An 18705-nucleotide genomic window follows, 5' to 3' on the forward strand; every position below is an offset into this window, starting at 1 on the left:
GTCAGGGTGCTCTCCTCGTCTGATGGAAAGCGCTTGATTTCAGTTGCCCGCAGGCAAAGCCCTCATATTAATTTCGCGGATTATTTCGTGAGGAGAGGAGATTGCGGACGCTCTCCGGTTCCATGCCAAAGCGCTTTCCGATCATTTCGCAGAGCCGATCAGCTGGGCCGGAACTCCCGCGTAACTTTCGTTTGCCGCGGCGTTCACGCGCCATGCGCTTTTGCAAGCGGGGAAGCAGATGCTCGTAGAGCGCAACAATGTAGAGTTCCTTCAGCTCCTGTGAGCGACTTCGCCTTCTACCTCGTTTGGCGGGAAGCGGTTTCTCCAGTGCGCGGACCACATGATCCCGAAGTATATCATCTGGCACGAGCTCGGGATTTGCCTCGATGATGCGTATCAGATCCGGGTTGAGGATCTGCTCGCCTCTTTTCGCACGCCTGTGCAACCATCCGACACTCGAAGGATCGAACTGGAAATGGGGGCTGTTCGAATCGTGCACTCGAAGTCAGCGCTCAGAGCGACGCAGCAGCTCGCTGAGCTCGACATCGAGGCCTCGGGCAAACTTCTCCGCGAGCAAAAGCGTCGGGTTTCGGAGACCACGCTCGACACCCGAGACATAGGTCCGGTCTATACCGGCTGCAAAGCCGAACTCTTCCTGCGACAGGCCCTTCTCCAGCCGAAGCCGGCGCACATTCGTGCCAAAGACCTGTCGAACATCCATGCGCCGACAGGGCCGCCATTATGCCAATCGGTCTACGGACGATGAGTCACAATTTGCTCGACTTCGCAGCCGGAGGAAGCAACGTGGAGACATGGCTCCAGACGAACCCGCCTATCTTCGCTCCGCTGACCTCGAGAAAGTCCTCGAACATCGATTTGTCGCTGAGCTGACCAGCCGCCTCTGGCTTGATGGTTGCCGGGATTTTGAAGTGCTTCGTTCCGAGGTCGACACCAGCGGCTACGATCTCGTGGTCGAGGCCAGGAGCGTACTCCGGCACATCCAGCTCAAATCGATGGCAAGAGGTGGAAAAAAGCGGAGCGTGACAGTCAATATGCGCCTTGCTTCGAAGCAGGCGGGCTGCGTCATCTGGTGTGACTACAATCCGGCGACGCTTGAGCTCGGCCCGTTCCGATGGTTCGGTACACTTCCGGGTCTTGGTCTTCCGGATCCTGGCGACAAGGTCGCCAGGCATTCAAAAGGGGATGCAAACGGGTCAAAAAACCTGCGAGGCGGACATCGGGTTCTCCGCAAATCGAAATTCGTCGAGGTCCCGACACTTGGCGACCTCCTGCCCTTCCTCTTCGGCTACGATGACACCGACGAGATCAAACTCTTGCGTCACAGCATCTGCGGCACGCTTGCAAGCACTACGCCCACCTGGCTGCAGGAGGTTTGCGCGGGTCACTTCGATAACATCCCCGAGGACCTGCAGTGGAAAGACTCGGTCGAACTCGCACATCTCGTTGAAGGATATGACCTCGCCGCACGTCTGGGTCTTGGAGACCCTTTTGAGTTCGACGAAAGGCAACTCGCCTTCGCGCTCGAAAGTGGCAGCTGGAAAGGCGGGCCCGCGGTGCTCTGGGCGACCCTGTTTCTGGAACATCGCCGATGGCGAACTGCACCGATCGAACCCGATCCCGGTATGCGGCTACTGTTGGATCGCCTCTGCCAACAGCTGATTGAACGGCTGAAAAGAGCATAGGCTGGGGCGGCCCTGATACGGCGCCCACGATCCCTGTTCGCGGAGGAAACTTCCCTGATCGGTCGAGGTCGATTCCCTGTTATCAGGAGCAGGGAATTCCGAGCGGAAGACGCGGATTACCGCGCCTTTCACAGCGTAGGTAGCAGCCGGTTCGCTTCAGTTTCTGCAAATCTCCCTGCTTTCGGCCATTATCAGGGAAATGAAGGATGAGGCGGGTTCGCTCAGGACTACGTCGCGCACCAATCACCATAATTGCTCCCGATAATCCTCGATGCCGGGCGGCGACCGGGCCCGTTGTTGCGCGCTGCGTGGCTAGGCGATAGTCGGCGCCCGGAAGCATGGCGAAAAGGGAGGAGCAATGATCGACCGGATGTTCTTCGCGCATCCGCGCAGTGTCGGCGAGAACTATGCCGAGCATGCGCGGATCGCGCTGGCTTTCGGCGGCAGGATGGTTTTCGCCGGCTGCAAGTGCGTGGTTCACGCAGCGATTCCGGCGCTGTTTCCTTCGGCGGCCAGCGACAGCATCCGTGAACTCAGCGGCGAGCTCGAAACGCGCCGTTCGCACGCCGGCGATCATTATCCCGACTACGTCATCTGATGCCCGCGCGCGCCGGATACACATAAAAAGACGCCCGCGGCACCCATGGGCGTCGCGGGCGCGCAAGGGACGGATGCGACTATCGTCCCTTGTGAGGAGCCCTCGATATGCTCAGCGTAAGCGCGTCCAGACTTTGGTGCGGCAGAAGATCGCGGCCTTGCAGCCCTTGACCTCCAGCTTGCCGTCGCGGCGCAGGGTCAGATAGCCCTTGGCGGCTCCATCGCCCGATTCCGGGTCGTAGACCGGGCCGCCCTGCCATTCGGCCGGACCGCCGGTGAAGCCGCGCAGCACCACGAGTCCCTTCAGCTTGCGATCCCTGAGCGACTTGTCGGGATTGCGCACGTCCCGCAGATCGGGATTTGCACGCAGCCGCGTCGCGTCGACGATCCTGCCGCACAAGGCTTCGCCGCAGCGATAGATCTCGACCCGGCCGCCTTCGCTGCCGGTCGCCCAGACACCCAGAAGCCGGCTGCCGTCCGCCGCTGCGGCCGGCGCGGATGCGGCGAGCAGGAGCCCGAGCATGACCGCAACGGCCCTCACGACGCGAGTTCCGCATCGGCAGGCGGCGTGAGGGTGTCGAGCGCCCGCGCCACGAGCGCCCGGTCGTCATGCTGCCAAGGGTGGAAGCCGGGGCGCATGTACCCGATCGCGCTGCCCACCAGCAGGCGCATGGCGCCCGGGCGTACATAGAGATAGTGCAGCAGCTTGCGCCAGGTGGCGAAATCGTTCCTGCCGTCCTGGCGGAGCAGATCCGCGGTGTTGCGGAATATGACATAGTGAAACCGTATCGTCGCCGCCGCCATCGCGAAGGAACGCCCGAGCCAGCGCCGCCAGCGCGGGAACTTGCGGGTCGCGTGCAGCCAGGTGTCGTAAGCGACCGCCTTGTGCTCGATCTCCTCGATCGCGTGCCACCGCCACATGCGCTGCGCTTCCGGCTCGGCGCCGGCGAGATGTTCGGGGTTCGAGAGCACCGCGTTCGCCAGCGTCGCGGTGAAGTGTTCGAGCGCGCAGGTCGCCGCTAGCTGCATCACAGGCTTGCGGCGCTTGGCCCAGGCGATCGTGCGCGCCGCACGATCCTCTCCCGAGCGAATGTCGTATCCCGCATCGCGCGCCTGCTTGTTGAAGAACACGTGCTCGCGCGTGTGCATCGATTCCTGATAGACGAAATCGTCGATCTGCGTGCGCAGCGGTTCGGGCGCGTCGTCACGGTAGTGGCGCACGGTGGTCATGAAGAACTTCTCGCCTACCGGAAAGGTGGAGGAGAGCGCATTGAAGAAGGCGGTGCGCCCCGGGTCGCCCCCGTGCCACCAGCGGCGGGCGGGCTCGTTCCGGCCGAATTTCCAGTTGCGCTTGTGAATCGCAAGATCTTCCGGGGTTCGGGGTGAAGACATTGTCCAATCCTCCTGATCGTCATGCCCCTTTAATTTACATTGATGTCAATGTAAATAGTATTTTCGGGGATGGTTGCGTGGCAGCCGACGATCTGGGGTGACGCGCCTTCGCACATCTGTATGTGGTATCCCGACGAAGGCGGCAGTGCCGCATATGGAGGATGGAATGGCACAGCCGAAGGAGGAGCGGGTCCGGCGGCGCAAGCGAATGGGCGACGAGGTTCGCGACGAGGCCTTGATTGCGGCCCGCAAGCTGCTCCTCGACAGCGGCCCGGCCGCGGTCACACTGGCGAACGTGGGCCGCGAGATCGGCATGTCGCATGCCAACGTGCTGCATCACTTCGGATCGGCGGCGAGCCTGCAATCGGCGCTGATGGGATCGATGATTCGCGATCTGACCTCGGCGCTCGACAACGTGGTGGAACTGCTCAAGACCGACGCGGCGGCGCCGCGAACGGTCGCCGACAAGGTGTTCGACGCGTTCGACAAGGGCGGCGCGGGCCCTCTTGCCGCCTGGATTATCCTGTCCGGCGACGTGAAGCAGCTCGAACCCGTGCGCGAGGCCGTGCGGGCGCTGGTGGAAGCGATCGTCGGCCAGTCGACCGACGATGCGGCACCCGAACGCGTCCGCGCCGCGGTGCTGATGATGGCGGTCAGCGCCTTCGGCGATGCGCTGATCGGCCCGCACGTGCGCGAGATGCTCGATCAGGAGGACGACGCGATGCGCGACCTGATCGCGCGGATCCTGCCGCTGTTCCTGATCCCTTCGGGCATTCCTCCGGCGATCGGCTGACGGCAGGCGAACCCTAGAACCTCTTTCGCACCGACAGCTCCACCGTGCGCCCGAGCGGATCGACCTCGTGTCTGCTGAAGCCTGGCGGAACGCTGCCGTCGCTCAGCGTAACGCGGCGATAGGTATCGAGCAGGTTCTCGACCTCGAGCGAGACCTTGAGGTTCTCCAGCCAGCCGAGCCCTTGCGCCTTGGCCCAGAGCTTGTCGGGAAGAATGAACACGCCGGCATTGACCATCAGCGGCGGCCGATAGCGATAGCCCCCCGCGGAATGCGAGCTGCGAACTTGTGCCGGGCTGCTCCAGGTCGCGCGCAAGTCGCCGCCGATTCCCCTCTTGCCCGCCGTCGCCTGCAGCGAGAGGTAGTGCCGTGACTGCCCGGTCTCGGAGAGTTGGTCGATCGTGGGCATGCCGGCACGGGTCAGCAATTCGCTCTCCAGGCGCCAGGTGTGGTTGAGGGAGAATGTCAGGCGTAGCGGATCTGCCGCCGGTTCTTCCGCATTGCCTTGGCTGCTCGATGGCGCAGGAAGGCGCAGTGCGATGCCCGAGACGAGTTCGGCACTTCGGGTTGCGGCCACGTTGATCGCGCGCGCGTCCACGCTCCGCAACCGCTCCTCCGAATCGCGCGTGATACGCTCGGGAAATGCCGCCTCGATTGTCGGCGTCAGTTCGGGAAAGGGTGCGACACCGCCTTCCCCGCTGCTCTGCCGGTAGCCTACGCTTAACGAGAGCACCGGGCTGTCGAACGGCCGCACCCGGACGTCGAGCGAGAGGCTCTGCCTGCTGCCTCGGTGAAGCAGTGGATTGCCTCCTGTGATCCAGAGCGGCTCTGCCACCTCCTGACGAATGAAGTCGTAGACGCGCCGGACGGTTTCGATGCGAGGCGCGCCGAGCTGCTCCGAGGACGGGACCACCTCGCGATGCTTGAAGGCGCCCAGAACCTCAAGCAAAGCCGCCGGCGACCAGGTGAAGCCGCCACCGTATTGTCTGCGCAGTCCACTTCCCGTCGCCGCCTGACCGCCCAGGAAAAGGTCCGCAGTCAGATCGCCCAGCGGGCCGAGGAAGTCCGCCCCGCGGCGCGCAACGGGAATGCTGAGGGAAAGCTCTCCCCCCAGATGCTCGCGCGTGTAGACGTCCGGTGCGCGATCGCTTCCATCCAGCCCATGATAGCTGCTCCTGTCCCTGCTGGCATCGGCGGAGAGATTGGCCGTCACGGGACCCGCCGGCAGCTCCAGAAGGGGTCGGGCGAGGTTGAGGCGCAGGCCCAGACTTTCGCTTTCCGAACGACTGCCAGTGACCTTCGGGAGGCGCTCAGGCCAAGGGGCATAAGGATTGAACGCGGGGTCGTTCGCATCGATCAGCGCTTGCACCAGGGCCGTGTCGATCCCCTGCTCAAGTCGGCTGTCCGCCCAGCTTCGCGCATAACTTCCCGAAACCATGGTGCGCCACGACCCCAACGCGCCTGACAGCGTCAGCGAGAAACTCAGCGATCTGGCGCTGTTTTCACTGCGCAAGGTACGATCACCGGCGAGCGGGCGAACGAGCAGCACGTCGCGGGCAAACGGCGACCAGACGCCGCCCGCCGGGAGGATCGCCGAGGTCATCGGTACGCCGCGCAGCCGGCTGCTGCGATTGGAGGTAGCGTTCACACTCACGGAAGCATCGAACGGCCCCAGCGGCCGACTGGCGCCGAAAGCGAGCGACAGATTTCGGCGCGAGGGCCGAAGCGTCTCGAACCGCTCCGGAGAGGCTTGGTGGGTACTGTGAATTCCTTCCGCGAAATCGGCGAGTTCTGGCGGCCCGCCATCGGCCATCGCCGGGACGGCTGCGACCGCGACGGGCGCGCCAACCACCTTGCTTAGCGCCGGATCAATCTCCTCCCCGCCGGCAGGCACCACATAGCCGACGAGATCGATCGGGCCGCCTTCCGCAGCGACATTACGCGCGCTCTTGCGCAGTGCACTCTCGAGCGAGACACGGCCCTGGACGTTCCAGCGCGTCTCTCCGGCAATCGCCATCTGACCGGCGGTGAGGTCGCCGCCATGTTGTCCCCCTCCGGTCGCCCCATGCACTGCCGCTTCGGCATGGCGGCTTGCGTAGTTCTTCTTGAGAACAAGATTCACTACTCTCCGGCCCGAGGCATGACCGTAGTGACCGGCCGCCTCGGCCTTCAGCACCGCGATGCGGTTCAGGGCCTCGGGCGGATAAGCGAGGATCGAACGATCGAATCCGATCTCCTTACCGTTGACCAAGATCACCGGCTCCTCGCCGGAGGCGTCGATCAGCGGTGCGAGCAGGCCAAGAATTTCATCGATATTGTCCGCACCATAGCCGGCGATCTCCTCTTCGCCGAATTCCGTTTCCGCGGGTACTTCCGCTTCACCCCGACGCGGCGCGGTGACCACGATATCGCCCGAGGGAGGCCGTTCATTGCCGTCCGGCCCGGACTGCGCCATCGCATCATCGGCCGCACACCCTAGCGCGACGAAAGCGGACGCGACGCGCAGAATCGCTTTCATCACGCAACGGCTGCGGCCTGCGACTCTCCGCATCACTCCGCCCCTTGGAAACGAAGCGGGTGCACGAACCGCGCACCCGCCCCGATTGACCGTCATTTCATCTCCAAATGAGAGGACGGATCGCTTCAGTGGTTGGGGTTGTGATCGGCGTCACCATCAGCGCTGACGTTGCCGGAGGCAGGTGTGACGAGGCCGATATCATCGCCGTCCATCGTGCAATCCGAGCCGCTCACAGCCGGCAGAATGCCCGAGACGCTCAGGCGCTGGTTCGGTTCATCCCACACGGCAGTGATATCACCCTCGCAGTTGCCCGGCGTGATGGTCGTCACGAAGACATCGTGGAGAGTGAATATCCCGCCGGTCGACCCGGTCGAAGCATAGCTGATGTTTCCGGCGGGAATCGGAGCGACATTGACCAGCGGGCACAGACCTCCGGCGAGGTCGATGGTCGCGCTGAGGTTCGCCACGTCGGTATGGCTGAACGGCGGAGTGGTATCCGAGGCGTTATTGGGGCCGCTGATCGTCACCGTTGCATTGCAGGTAAGCGCGATACCCTTGTAGACGTCGACCTCTCCTTCGAAGACCCACGCTGGCGTTGCCGCCGGTGCGACATACGGGGCAGACGCCATCGCGGTCTGCGCACCCAGAAGCGCGACCGAACTCACGAGGAAAGCTACAGTTCTTTTCACGTCGTATCTCCCATTTCTTTTTTTGCGTACGGACTAGGCAGATGCACCTAGCCTATACTTTTATATATTACATTGATGTCAATGTAAATTGGGAGAAAGGGCTAAAGTATTAGGTAGGACTACCTAACAGTTACGGGTTTTTACTTGTGCCTTGCTAACTGCCGGAACCTGGGGTCGGGCTTTCACGTCACCCGCATGCCGCTCGCAGGCACCTCTGCGCCGGCGGGTGTCCGGCGCGGCCGTATCGTTGAGCGCGAACTGCGCGGTGTCGGCTTAGTCCGCCCCAAACCCCACGCCATCCGGCCACGCGGCGGCAGCGAGGCCCATGACCTTGAACAGCTTGCCCATCTGGTCTTCCGCAACCAGCCGATGCCTCGCAATCTCGATGTCCTCGGCATAGTGCGGCGCGCGGGCGGCGAGGGTTTGGGCGCGCATGTCGATGCCGAGGGCGCGCAGCCAGTCCCCCTGCGTCGCGGTGCCGAGATGCCGCACCCCGCGCGACTGCGCGATCCGTGCGAGCGTTGCGAAGTCGACGTGCGCGGTGAGGTCCGCCTCGCCGGGCGCCGCGAAGGGGTCGATCTTGGCATGGGCGCGAACGGCCTGCAGCGTCGATCCCGTGCGCACCTCGTCGCTGCCGTAGTCGATGAGCAGGGCGGCCCCGCCCTGTTCGGCGAGCCGCCCAGCGATCTCGTAGACGACCGCAGCGGCCCCCGGGTTGGTTTCAAGCAGCGTGCCCTGCGGCGCCTCGCGCCATTCGTCCGGCACTGCGGCGTCCATCGGCTGAGCGCCTGCAACGAAGACGAAGATATCGCCGTCCAGCCCGACCATTCGTTCGCGCCAGCCGTCGGCAGTGCGGACCAGCTGGCGCACCGGCAGCGCGTCGAGGAACTCGTTGCCGACCAGCAGCAGGGGTGCGTGCTGGGGCACGGTCGAAAGGTCGGCATGCCAGATCGCGCCCGGGACCGCTTCGCCCTGCAATTCCCGCAGCGCGGTCGACGCTTCCACGAGGTGAACTTCGGGCACGAAGCCGTATCGCCTGCCGGCCCGCAGCGCGTCCTTCGCCAGCGTGCCGCGGCCGGGGCCGAGCTCGACATAGAGTACCGGCTCTTCCCGCCCGGCGCGGATCCACATGTCGGCGAGCCAGAGGCCGATCAGCTCGCCGAACATCTGGCTGATCTCGGGCGCCGTGACGAAGTCGCCCTCGCTGCCGAGCGGGTCGCGGTTGGCGTAGTAGCGCGCATTGCTCTCGCCCATGAACTGCGAGAGCGAAATCGGGCCCGTATTGCGGATCAGCCGGCGGAAGATCGCCGCGAGGTCGCCGTCTCGGCCGGCGCTCATGCCGCTCCGGGTGCAGCCTGGCCGCTCGCGAGCGGCGGCCGCATCAGGGCGCGCACGGTCACCGCTATGCCGAGGACGATCAGCGGAATCGTCAGCCACTGGCCCATCGAAAGGCCGGTGTCCGCGGCGAACTCGGCGAGCTGCGCGTCAGGCTCGCGGAAGAACTCGACCGTGAAGCGGCCGAGCGCAATGCCCGCCGTGAAGACGCCCACCAGCAGCCCGGGGCGGTAGCGTGCGCGGGTCCGCCAGAACAGGAACAGCAGCACGATCACCAGCAGAGCGCCCTCGAGCGCCGCTTCGTAAAGCTGCGAAGGGTGGCGCGGGAGCGGCCCTGCGCCGGGGAATACCATGGCCCACGGCACATCCGACGGGCGCCCCCAGAGCTCTCCGTTCACGAAGTTGGCGAGGCGGCCGAACATCATGCCGAAGGGCACGTTGACCGCGATGTAATCGGCGACCCGCAGGAACGAGAGCTCACCACGCCACGACACGAACGCGATCGCCGCCAGCACGCCGGCGAGTCCGCCGTGGAAGCTCATCCCGCCGGTCCAGAGCTGGAAGAACCGCAGGCTGGTCCACAGCGACGGGTCGTAGAACGTCGCATAGCCGATCCGCCCGCCGATGATGATGCCGAGCGTGCAGTAGAAGAACAGGTCGTCTGCGTGGCGCTGGGCCATCGGCGCGCCGGGCGCCTTGATCATCCTCGACAAGTGCCAGTAACCCAGCACGATGCCTGCGAGATAGGCGAGCGAATACCAGCGCAGCGTGAAGAAGCCGAGGTCGATTCCCGGCGTAAGACCCAGCTCCGCCCATTGAATCGGATCGGCAACGCTTGCCGTGGCGGCAAGTAGTGACAGCACTAGGCGAACCCCTTATCAAAAGCTCCCGCCGCGCGGGAATTCGCGCGGCTTTTGGCATAGAGCGAGACGGGGTTAAACCCTGCGTTCAGACGGCCGGAGCGATTTATCGCAACCGGGCCGCGGGGCCAGAGGCGAGAGGAGAGAGAACGAAATGCCGAGTGAGCTGGACAACGATCTCGAACGGATCATGGACGTGCTGACCGGTCCGGGCATGCCGTTCGAAACCGAACCGTTCGAACGGTTCGGCCGGACGATTCCCGCGTTCAAGAACGCCCCGCCGACTCTCGCCCACTATTTCGCGCATTACTGCAACGAGCATAAGGATCTGCCCTTCCTCGTCGATGCGGGCGGCCGGCTGACTTTCGGCGAATGCTGGGCGGCAGCGAGCCACGTCGCGGCCGGACTGGTCGAGAAGCACGGCATGCGGAAGGGCGACCGGATCGGCATCGCCGCGCGCAACTCGGCCAACTGGATCGTCGCCTACATGGGCGTCATCATGGGCGGCGGCTGCGCGACGCTGCTGAACGGGTTCTGGACCGGCGAGGAGCTCGCCTATGGCGTCCGCATCGCCGAATGCTCGCTGGTACTGGCGGACGAGGAGCGGACGCGCCGGCTTGAGGGGATCGACCATCCGGCCCGGGTCGTCACGATCTCGCACGACCAGCCTCCGTCCGAAGGGCTCGCTTCGATCTGGGGCGACGGGGACGTCGCCATGCGCATGCTCGGCGAACTCGGGCCGGACGATCTCGCGACGATCCTCTACACCTCGGGCTCGACGGGCCAGTCGAAAGGCGCCTGGTCCGATCATCGGAGCGTCGTCCACGGCACGATGAGCTATGTCTCGCAGAGCGCGATGGCGGCGCAGCTTCTCACCCAGCGCGGCGATCCGCCCTCGGGCCAGGCCTGCGCATTGATCGCCGTGCCGCTGTTCCATGTCACCGGCGAAGTGCCGCTCTATCTCCAGAGCTACGCCATCGCCCGCAAGCTGGTGCTGATGCCCAAGTGGGACGCGCGCGAGGCGATGCGGCTGATGGAGGCGGAACAGGTCAGCTACTTCGTCGGCGTGCCGCTGATGAGCTACGAGATTGCGACCCATCCCGAGCGCGACCAGTTCGACCTCACCGCCTGCAAGAGCTTCGCCGCCGGCGGCGCACCGCGCCCGGTCGACCATGTGACCAAGATCAAGGACGCCTTCCCCGAGGGTTTCCCGCTGCTCGGCTATGGCCTGACCGAAACCAACGGCGTGGGCTGCGGCAACTTCAACGAGAACTACATGGCGAAGCCCGGATCCACCGGCCGCGCTAGCCGGCCGCTGGTCGACCTCGCCATTCTCGACGAGGGCGGAAAGCCGCTGCCGCAGGGCGAGGTGGGCGAGATCTGCATCCGCTCGATCGCCAACTTCCTCGGCTACTGGAAGGACGACGCGGCGACTGCCGCGGCGTTCTTCGACGACGGGTATTTCCGCAGCGGCGATCTCGGTTATCTCGATGAAGACGGCTATGTCTTTATCGTCGACCGCAAGAAAGACATCATCATCCGCGGCGGCGAGAACATCTCCTGCCTGGACGTGGAGGAGGCGATTTACGGGCACGACGCGGTTGCCGAATGCTCGGTTTTCGGGCTGCCCGATCCGCGGTTCGGCGAGGTCCCGGCCGCGGTCTATTTCTGCAAGGACGATTGCACGCTGACCCCCGAGGAACTGCGCGAGTTCCTCACCGGCCGGCTCGCGCCGTTCAAGATTCCCGAGCGCATCTGGCGGGCCGAGGAGCCGCTGCCGCGGCTGGGCACGCAGAAGATCGACAAGCGCGCCGTGCGTGCGGCGTTCGGGAAGGAGTTGCTCGACGCTTGAACCAGGTCCGCGTCCCCAAGCAGCGCGCGATCCTCGACCGGCGCGCCCTGGCCGAAGCGATCGCCGGGCTGGTGGAGGAACGCGGTGCGGACGCCCGCAATGCGGTGGTGGACACGCTCCGCGACGCCCTGGGCAAGGGCCGCGAGGAACTGCGCCGGCGGCTCGAGGCAAAACCCCATGCCGGTCACGAATGCGTCGCCGGCCACGCTTTCCTGATCGATCAGATGGTGCGGCTGATCCACGATCACGTGGTCGAGCACGTCTATCCGGTCGGCAATCGTTCGGAAGGGGAACGGCTCGCGATCCTTGCGGTGGGCGGCTACGGCCGGGCCGAGATGGCGCCCCATTCGGACGTCGACATCGCCTTCCTTACCCCCACACGCCGCGCGCCGTGGTGCGAGCAGGTGATCGAGGCCATGCTCTATCTTCTGTGGGACCTGGGGCTGAAAGTCGGCCACTCCAGCCGCACGCCCGACGACATGGTGCGCATGGCGAAGGAGGACGTCACCATCCGCACGGCGCTGCTCGAGGGGCGTTACGTCTGGGGCGACCAGCCGCTCTACGACGAGGCGCGGCGGCGCTTCTGGACCGAAGTGGTGAACGGCACCGAGCGACAGTTCGTCGCCGAGAAGCTGGCCGAGCGCAACGCCCGGCACAAACGCATGGGCGACAGTCGCTATGTCGTCGAGCCCAACGTCAAGGACGGCAAGGGCGGCCTGCGCGACCTGCAGACGCTCTACTGGCTGGGAAAATACATCCACAAGGTGCGGAGTGCCGCCGAGCTGGTCGATGTCGGCCTGCTGACCGCACAGGAATATCGCAGCTTCCGCCGCGCCGAGGGCTTCATGCTGGCGGTGCGCTGCCACCTGCACATGATCACCGGCCGCGCAGAGGACCGGCTCACCTTCGACCTCCAGCGCCAGGTCGCGATGCGGATGAACTTCGTCGACCGCCCGGGCAAGAGCCAGGTCGAGCGGTTCATGCAGTTCTATTTCCTCCAGGCCAAGCGCGTCGGCAGCCTGACGGGCGTGTTCCTCGCCCATATCGACGAGCAGTTCGCCCAGAGGCACGCCCGCAGGGGCCTGCTCGCCGGCTTCAAGGCCCGCCCCCGCAGCCTGAAGGGCTACCGCGTGTTCGGGGGCCGCATCGGAACGCCGCACGACGACTGGTTCCGCAAGGATCCCGTGCGGTTGATCGAAATCTTCCGGATCGCGGAAGCGGAGGGGTTCGAGATCGAACCGGCCACAATGCGCCAGGCCGACCGCGATTCGCGGCTCATCACCGCCGAGGTGCGCGACGACCCGCGCGCCAATGGGCTGTTCCTCGAGCTGCTTTCGGGCCGGAACGATCCCGAAACCGCACTGCGCTGGATGAACGAGGCCGGCGTGTTCGGCCGCTTCGTGCCCGATTTCGGCAAGGTCAACGCGCAGATGCAGTTCGACATGTACCATCACTACACGGTGGACGAGCACACGATCCGTGCGATCGGGCTGCTGAGCCGGATCGAGAAGGGAGAGCTGGCCGAGGATCATCCGCGCTCCACCCGCCTGATCCACAAACTCGCCTCGCGCCGCGCCGCATATGTTGCAGTGCTGCTGCACGACATTGCGAAAGGGCGCGGGGGCGACCATTCGGTGCTCGGCGAGGGCGTCGCGCGCGAGCTCTGCCCGCGGTTCGGACTGAGCGAGAACGAGACCGATCTCGTCGCCTGGCTCGTGCGTCAGCACCTGCTGATGAGCGCGACCGCGTTCAAGCGCGATCTGACCGATCCCAAGACGATCGAGGACTTCGTCGCCGAAGTGCAGAGCGTCGAGCGGCTTCAGCACCTGTTGATCCTGACCGCGGTCGACATCCGCGCGGTCGGCCCCGGTACCTGGAACAGCTGGAAGCGGCAGTTGCTCGGCGAGCTATACGACGCGGCGCACGAACGGCTGCGCCTCGGCCACATGCGTCATGGCCGCAAGGAGCGGGTGACGGCAAAGAAGCAGGCCGTCGCGGAGCTTCTGGAGACAGGCGCGGAACTCGTCGGCCGCCATGCCGCCGACTTCGGTGATCCGTACTGGATTGCGGAGCCGGAGGACATCATCGCGCTCAACCTGCGCCAGTTCGACGCCGCTCGGCGCGATCAGCGCGAGCTGTCAGTGCATTGCGAAGTCTACCCCTCCCGCGGGGCGACGCTGGTGAGCGTGATCGCGGCGGACCACCCGGGCCTGTTCTACCGCATCGCAGGGGGCATCCATCTGGCGGGCGCCAACATCATCGATGCGCGCATCCACACGACCCGCGCCGGCTGGGCGGTCGACAATTTCCTCGTCCAGGATCCGCACGGCCAGCCGTTTCACGAAACGGCGCAGCTCGACCGTATCGAGACCGCCATCGGCGACGCGCTTGCGAACCGCATCGAGCTGGTCCCGCGCCTCGCCCGGCGGCCGCTGCCGCACAGCCGCGCGAAGGCGTTCGATGTTCGCCCGCGGGTGATCGTCGACAACAAGGCCTCGAATCGCTTCACCGTGGTCGAGGTCAACGCGCGCGACCGGCCCGCATTGCTCAACCGCCTCGCACGCGCCTTGTTCGACAACCAGCTCGTCGTCCACTCCGCGCATATCACCGCCTATGGCGAGCGGGCGGCGGACACCTTCTACGTGACCGACCTCCTGGGCGAGAAGGTCGAGGCGGCCGAACGCATCACGGCGATCGAGACCGCCCTGCTCGATGCTGCGAGCGACCGGCGGCAGGCCGAGCTGGAAGCGACGTGAATGCAACACAGAGCGGCCGAATTCGGCCGTTCGTGGAAACGATGTTTCCTCCAGCCCCGGCTCACGTTAACGAAAGCGTCAAGTTTTGGTGGAGGAGAACAACATGAAAAATACGGTATCCATTCGCGCGCTCGCCCTCGCCGGCGCGAGCATTGCGTTGCTTCCCCAGGCAGCACTGGCCCAGGACGCCGGAACCCAGGAACCGGCCGCGGCAGCAGAGGCTTCGCCCGAGACGACCGGGCCGGTCATCGTCGTGACCGCCCAGGGCCGCGAACAGTCGCTGGCCGACGTTCCGGTCGCAGTTTCCGCGGTCTCGGGCGAACTGCTCGAGAAGTCGGGCACCAACGACATTCGCGAGCTGAACCAGGTGGCACCTTCGCTGCTCGTCTCCTCCACGGGCAACGAGGCCAACGGCTCGGCGCGTATCCGCGGCATCGGCACGGTCGGCGATAACCCCGGCCTCGAAAGCTCGGTCGCGGTGTTCGTCGACGGCGTCTACCGCTCGCGCTCGGGCAACGCGCTGAGCGAGCTCGGCCCGATCGACCGGATCGAGATCCTCCGCGGTCCGCAGGGTACGCTCGGCGGCCGCAACGCCTCCGCCGGCCTGATCAGCATCTACACCGCCCCGCCCGAGTTCGAGACGAGCGGCTACGGCGCCTTCACCTACGGCAATTACGATGCGATCCGCGTCGAAGGCGGGATCAACGTGCCGCTGGGCCAGACGGTCGCGGCCCGTGTCGACGGCGTCTATTTCAAGCGCGACGGCTTCTACAACGACGTCAACAACGACACGACCGTCAACAACCGCGACCGCTACCTCGTGCGCGGGCAGCTCCTGTTCGAGCCGAGCGACACGCTCAGCTTCCGCCTGGTCGGAGACTATTCGAAGAAGGACGAGGCGTGCTGCGCGGCGACGTTCGTGCAGACCGACTTCGCGCCGCTTGCGCGAATGAGCCCCGGGCTCGACACGTTTGCCCGGCCGGAGGGCGGCCCGCCGCTGACCAGCACCGAAAACCCGATCATCCCGATAATGATCGCACTCGGACAGGATCCGCGCGCGCTCAACCAGGGCACGTTCAACCGCGACATCTACGTCACGCCCGGGCGGACTTACGAAGGGGCGACCGAAGACTACGGCGTGTCGGGCGAGCTCAACTGGGATCTGGGCGGCGTCAGCCTGACCTCGATCACCGCCTACCGCGAGTATTCGAACACCCAGGCATCCGACACCGACTACACGCAGGTGGACATCATCTACCGCGCGCCAGGGGATTTCGCGGGTGCCCGCGAGTTCAAGACGTTCAGCCAGGAGCTGCGTCTGCAGGGCTCCGCGTTCGACGACCGTCTCGACTGGCTCGTCGGCGGCTACTACGCCAACGAGAAGCTGGAGGTGCGCGACAACCTGCGCTTCGGCGATCAGTACGGTACGTTCGCCGCCTGTCGCATCGCGCTGGCGATCAATCCGGCGCTGGCCAACCCGGCTGCCGAGAACTGCCTCGGCCCGAACGTGGCGGCGCTCGACGGCACGCTTACCGGCACGCCTGCATTCGGCCCCGCCACCCCGGCGATCCTTGCCGCGATCAACAACCTCGGCAGCATCAGCGATCTCGGCAGCACGGGCGACATCTATAACCAGACGAGCAAGAACTTCGCGCTCTTCACGCATAACATCTTCCACATCACCGATACGGTCGATCTCACGCTGGGTCTTCGTTACACCAACGAAACCAAGGACTTCGACGCCCAGTTCAACAACGACAACACGATCTGCCCGACCAACCGCGCGCTGCTCGGCGGTCTGCTCGGCGTGCCGGCGCTCGCCCCGCTCGCGGGGGGCATCATCTCGCTTTCGTGCCAGGGCAACTCGAGCTCCGAGCTCGACGGGGTCACCCTCAGCGATACGCGTGACGAGGACGAGTTCACCGGCACGGCGGTGCTGAGCTGGAAGCCGACTCCCGACCTCCTGCTCTACGGCTCGTACTCGCGCGGCTACAAGGCGGGCGGCTTCAACCTCGACCGTTCGGCGCTTTCGAGCCCGGTGGCCTTCGATCCCGACACGATCGACGTCGGATCGCTCCAGTTCGCGGAGGAGACGGTCGATGCGTTCGAGATCGGCGCCAAGTACTCGACACGCCAGTTCGGATTGAGCGTTGCGGCGTTCCGCCAGGAATTCTCGAACTTCCAGCTCAACACCTTCAACGGCTCGTTCTACCTGGTCCAGAACATCAACGCCTGCTCCACCGACCTCGGCGGTGCGGACCGGGACGCGAGCGCCACGACCGGCGCCTGCGCGCCCGAGGACGTGCAGCCGGGCGTGATCGCGCAGGGCGTCGAGCTCGAAGCGTCGCTCAACCCCGTTCCCGATCTCGCGTTCACGATGGGCCTGACCTATTCGGACACGAGCTACGAGGACAACCTGATCGGCGACGACAGCGGTGCGCCGCTCGATCCGGCGCTGCGCCTGCTGCCGGGCGACAACCTGTCGAACGCGCCGGAATGGGTCGCGACCTCATCGGTTTCGTGGACACCCGAACTCACGCCGGGCGGCCTGCGGGGCCTCGTGTTCTTCAACGCGCGCCTGACCGACGATTACAACACCGGCTCCGACCTGCTCTACGGCAAGGAGCAGGACAGCTACTTCATCGTCAACGGCCGCGTCGGCGTGACCAATATCGCCGGCCGGTTCTCGATCGAGGGCTGGGTGCAGAACCTGTTCGACAAGGACTACACCCAGATCGCCTTCAACACGCCGTTCGTCGCACCGCAGCAGACGTTCTCGGCCTTCCTCGCCGAACCGCGGACTTACGGCATCACCGTGCGCGGCGAGTTCTGACGCGCTCTCCCCTCCCGCTCGCGGGAGGGGATTTTTTTACATTCGTTCGCCGAACAGCGCCGTGCCCACCCGTACGTGGGTCGCGCCGAGCATGATGGCGGTCTCGTAATCGCCACTCATGCCCATGCTGCGCCCGGCCAGCCCGTGATCGCGGGCGAGCTTGTCGAGCAGGGCGAAGAACGGGGCGGGTTCGATTTCGAGGGGCGGAATGCACATGAGCCCGGCGACCGGGATTTCGGCCTCGCCAGCCTGCTTCAGCAGTTCCGGCAGGTCTCCGATCGGGCAGCCGCCCTTCTGCGCCTCGCCGCCGATGTTGATCTGGACGAAGCACGGCACGCGCTTGTCCGCCTTGTCCATCGCCCGCGCGAGCGCCTTCACGAGGCTTGGCCGGTCGAGCGAATGGATGACGTCGAACAGCGCGACGGCCTCGTCCGCCTTGTTCGACTGAAGCTGCCCGATGAGATGGAGCTGCACCGCCGGGTTCGCCTCGCGGAGCGCCGGCCATTTGCCCTGCGCCTCCTGCACGCGGTTCTCTCCGAACGCGCGTTGCCCCTGCCGCAGCAGCGGCTCGATGGCTTCGGCCGGGTGCGTCTTGCTCACCGCAACGAGCGTGACTTCCTCGGGCTTGCGCCGCGCAACCGTGCACGCCTTCGCGATGTTCGCACGGACCTGTTCGAGCGGGGTCTCTGGGTTTTCCATCGTGCCGCGCTATAGCGTCCGCGTGCCCCGACGCCAGACCCGTGAGCCCCTGCCCGACCTGTGGCTGCTCTCCGATGTGCGCAACGACGCGCGGCTGGAGCAGGCGCTGCGCGCGCTGCCGCGGGGCTCGGGTTTCGTCTTCCGTCACTACCACCTTGCGCCCGAGGCACGGCGGCGGCGGTTCGACGATCTGGCGAAGATCGCGCGGGAATGCGGGCATGCGGTGATCCTTTCCGGCACCCCAGGCGAGGCGGAGCGCTGGGGCGCGGGCGGTCTCTACGGTCCGCCCGGCGGCATCGGACCCGGACCGGCACTGCGGATCGCCACCGCGCACGGCCGCGCCGAGATCGAAGCGGCCAACGCGATCGGTGCCGACGCCGTGATGCTCTCACCGGTCTTCGCGACCCGCTCGCACCCGGACGCTCAGGCGCTCGGCCTCGAACGCTTCCACGTTCTGGCGACGCTCGCCCAGATGCCCGTGATCGCGCTCGGGGGAATGACCCCGGTGCGCGCGCAGGAACTCGGCTGGCCGCGCTGGGCGGCCATCGACGGGCTCTCGTGACTGTCCGTCCCGGAGAAAACCGGGATCGCGGCCCGCGACGCCCCTCCCCTCGGGATGCAAACCACGGCGGTTAAACAAGCGCTCTGCCGCAGGATTCTTGACGCGGGAGTCTACCCCGG

The 18705-nt window shown here is 65.6% G+C and carries 15 protein-coding genes; 8 read left to right on the forward strand and 7 right to left on the reverse strand.

Translation table 11 applies throughout. From position 1 onward, the window contains the following. Window positions 1-340: 340 nt before the first annotated feature. The 3 genes from JNO53_RS15595 (at window position 341) to JNO53_RS12275 (ending at window position 2301) form a co-directional block, all read left to right on the forward strand. On the forward strand, window positions 341-766 hold the full coding sequence (locus tag JNO53_RS15595) for a hypothetical protein (protein ID WP_443111179.1): 426 nt from the start codon (window positions 341-343) through the stop codon (window positions 764-766). Between the two features lie 46 nt (window positions 767-812). Continuing rightward, window positions 813-1703 (forward strand): hypothetical protein, encoded by an 891-nt coding sequence (locus tag JNO53_RS12270; protein WP_203111628.1) that lies wholly within the window; start codon window positions 813-815, stop codon window positions 1701-1703. A gap of 358 nt (window positions 1704-2061) precedes the next feature. Next, complete coding sequence (locus JNO53_RS12275) at window positions 2062-2301, forward strand: DUF6356 family protein (RefSeq protein ID WP_203111631.1); 240 nt, start codon at window positions 2062-2064, stop codon at window positions 2299-2301. A 111-nt stretch (window positions 2302-2412) separates the two neighbouring features. On the opposite strand, the gene JNO53_RS12280 is transcribed toward JNO53_RS12275, so the two are convergent. Together JNO53_RS12280 and JNO53_RS12285 are read right to left on the reverse strand one after the other, a co-directional pair. Further along, window positions 2413-2841 (reverse strand): DUF2147 domain-containing protein, encoded by a 429-nt coding sequence (locus tag JNO53_RS12280; protein ID WP_228766254.1) that lies wholly within the window; start codon window positions 2839-2841, stop codon window positions 2413-2415. Further along, window positions 2838-3692 (reverse strand): metal-dependent hydrolase, encoded by an 855-nt coding sequence (locus tag JNO53_RS12285; RefSeq protein ID WP_203111633.1) that lies wholly within the window; start codon window positions 3690-3692, stop codon window positions 2838-2840. Before JNO53_RS12285 ends, JNO53_RS12280 begins: the two co-directional genes overlap by 4 nt. Before the next feature lie 166 nt (window positions 3693-3858). On the opposite strand from JNO53_RS12285, the gene JNO53_RS12290 reads away from it, so the two are divergent. After that, window positions 3859-4485 carry a TetR/AcrR family transcriptional regulator gene (locus JNO53_RS12290; RefSeq protein WP_203111635.1) on the forward strand — a complete coding sequence of 209 codons (627 nt, stop codon included), beginning with the start codon at window positions 3859-3861 and terminating at the stop codon, window positions 4483-4485. A 13-nt stretch (window positions 4486-4498) separates the two neighbouring features. Here the strand turns inward: JNO53_RS12290 and JNO53_RS12295 are convergent, their stop codons facing one another. The 4 genes from JNO53_RS12295 to lgt all read right to left on the reverse strand — a co-directional run bounded on the left by JNO53_RS12295 (window position 4499) and on the right by lgt (window position 9887). Further along, the gene (locus JNO53_RS12295) at window positions 4499-7000 is read right to left on the reverse strand and encodes a hypothetical protein (RefSeq protein ID WP_203111637.1); all 2502 of its coding nucleotides are present in this window, start codon (window positions 6998-7000) and stop codon (window positions 4499-4501) included. Window positions 7001-7125: 125 nt separating this feature from the next. Then, window positions 7126-7689, reverse strand: coding sequence for a hypothetical protein (locus tag JNO53_RS12300; protein ID WP_203111639.1), 564 nt, complete (start codon window positions 7687-7689; stop codon window positions 7126-7128). Between the two features lie 273 nt (window positions 7690-7962). After that, entirely contained in the window at window positions 7963-9027 is a 1065-nt protein-coding gene (locus tag JNO53_RS12305) for a class I SAM-dependent methyltransferase (protein WP_203111641.1), read from the reverse strand. Next, on the reverse strand, window positions 9024-9887 hold the full coding sequence (gene lgt / locus JNO53_RS12310; RefSeq protein WP_203111644.1) for a prolipoprotein diacylglyceryl transferase: 864 nt from the start codon (window positions 9885-9887) through the stop codon (window positions 9024-9026). The genes JNO53_RS12305 and lgt overlap by 4 nt, the downstream gene beginning before the upstream one ends. 151 nt (window positions 9888-10038) lie before the next feature. Between lgt and JNO53_RS12315 the strand changes: the two genes are divergently transcribed. The 3 genes from JNO53_RS12315 to JNO53_RS12325 all read left to right on the forward strand — a co-directional run bounded on the left by JNO53_RS12315 (window position 10039) and on the right by JNO53_RS12325 (window position 17325). After that, complete coding sequence (locus JNO53_RS12315; RefSeq protein ID WP_203111647.1) at window positions 10039-11736, forward strand: class I adenylate-forming enzyme family protein; 1698 nt, start codon at window positions 10039-10041, stop codon at window positions 11734-11736. After that, on the forward strand, window positions 11733-14492 hold the full coding sequence (locus JNO53_RS12320; protein WP_203111649.1) for a [protein-PII] uridylyltransferase: 2760 nt from the start codon (window positions 11733-11735) through the stop codon (window positions 14490-14492). The genes JNO53_RS12315 and JNO53_RS12320 overlap by 4 nt, the downstream gene beginning before the upstream one ends. Before the next feature lie 103 nt (window positions 14493-14595). Beyond that, on the forward strand, window positions 14596-17325 hold the full coding sequence (locus JNO53_RS12325; protein WP_203111651.1) for a TonB-dependent receptor: 2730 nt from the start codon (window positions 14596-14598) through the stop codon (window positions 17323-17325). Window positions 17326-17361: 36 nt separating this feature from the next. Here JNO53_RS12325 and JNO53_RS12330 read toward each other — a convergent pair whose 3' ends face one another. Beyond that, on the reverse strand, window positions 17362-18024 hold the full coding sequence (locus JNO53_RS12330; RefSeq protein WP_203111653.1) for a YggS family pyridoxal phosphate-dependent enzyme: 663 nt from the start codon (window positions 18022-18024) through the stop codon (window positions 17362-17364). 22 nt (window positions 18025-18046) lie between these two features. On the opposite strand from JNO53_RS12330, the gene JNO53_RS12335 reads away from it, so the two are divergent. Beyond that, window positions 18047-18586, forward strand: a complete 540-nt coding sequence (locus tag JNO53_RS12335; protein ID WP_338015356.1) for a thiamine phosphate synthase — start codon at window positions 18047-18049, stop codon at window positions 18584-18586. Window positions 18587-18705: the final 119 nt, after the last annotated feature.

It is taken from the genome of Altererythrobacter sp. C41 (assembly GCF_016803135.1).
Classification (GTDB): domain Bacteria; phylum Pseudomonadota; class Alphaproteobacteria; order Sphingomonadales; family Sphingomonadaceae; genus Pelagerythrobacter.

Excerpts from the sequence above, each read along its gene's own strand:
- JNO53_RS15595 (WP_443111179.1), top strand. The coding sequence starts at position 341 with ATGATCCCGAAGTATATCATCTGGCACGAGCTCGGGATTTGCCTCGAT.
- JNO53_RS12305 (WP_203111641.1), bottom strand. The coding sequence starts at position 9,027 with ATGAGCGCCGGCCGAGACGGCGACCTCGCGGCGATCTTCCGCCGGCTG.
- JNO53_RS12285 (WP_203111633.1), bottom strand. The coding sequence starts at position 3,692 with ATGTCTTCACCCCGAACCCCGGAAGATCTTGCGATTCACAAGCGCAAC.
- JNO53_RS12325 (WP_203111651.1), top strand. The coding sequence starts at position 14,596 with ATGAAAAATACGGTATCCATTCGCGCGCTCGCCCTCGCCGGCGCGAGC.
- JNO53_RS12270 (WP_203111628.1), top strand. The coding sequence starts at position 813 with ATGGCTCCAGACGAACCCGCCTATCTTCGCTCCGCTGACCTCGAGAAA.
- JNO53_RS12315 (WP_203111647.1), top strand. The coding sequence starts at position 10,039 with ATGCCGAGTGAGCTGGACAACGATCTCGAACGGATCATGGACGTGCTG.
- JNO53_RS12330 (WP_203111653.1), bottom strand. The coding sequence starts at position 18,024 with ATGGAAAACCCAGAGACCCCGCTCGAACAGGTCCGTGCGAACATCGCG.
- JNO53_RS12290 (WP_203111635.1), top strand. The coding sequence starts at position 3,859 with ATGGCACAGCCGAAGGAGGAGCGGGTCCGGCGGCGCAAGCGAATGGGC.
- JNO53_RS12295 (WP_203111637.1), bottom strand. The coding sequence starts at position 7,000 with ATGAAAGCGATTCTGCGCGTCGCGTCCGCTTTCGTCGCGCTAGGGTGT.
- JNO53_RS12275 (WP_203111631.1), top strand. The coding sequence starts at position 2,062 with ATGATCGACCGGATGTTCTTCGCGCATCCGCGCAGTGTCGGCGAGAAC.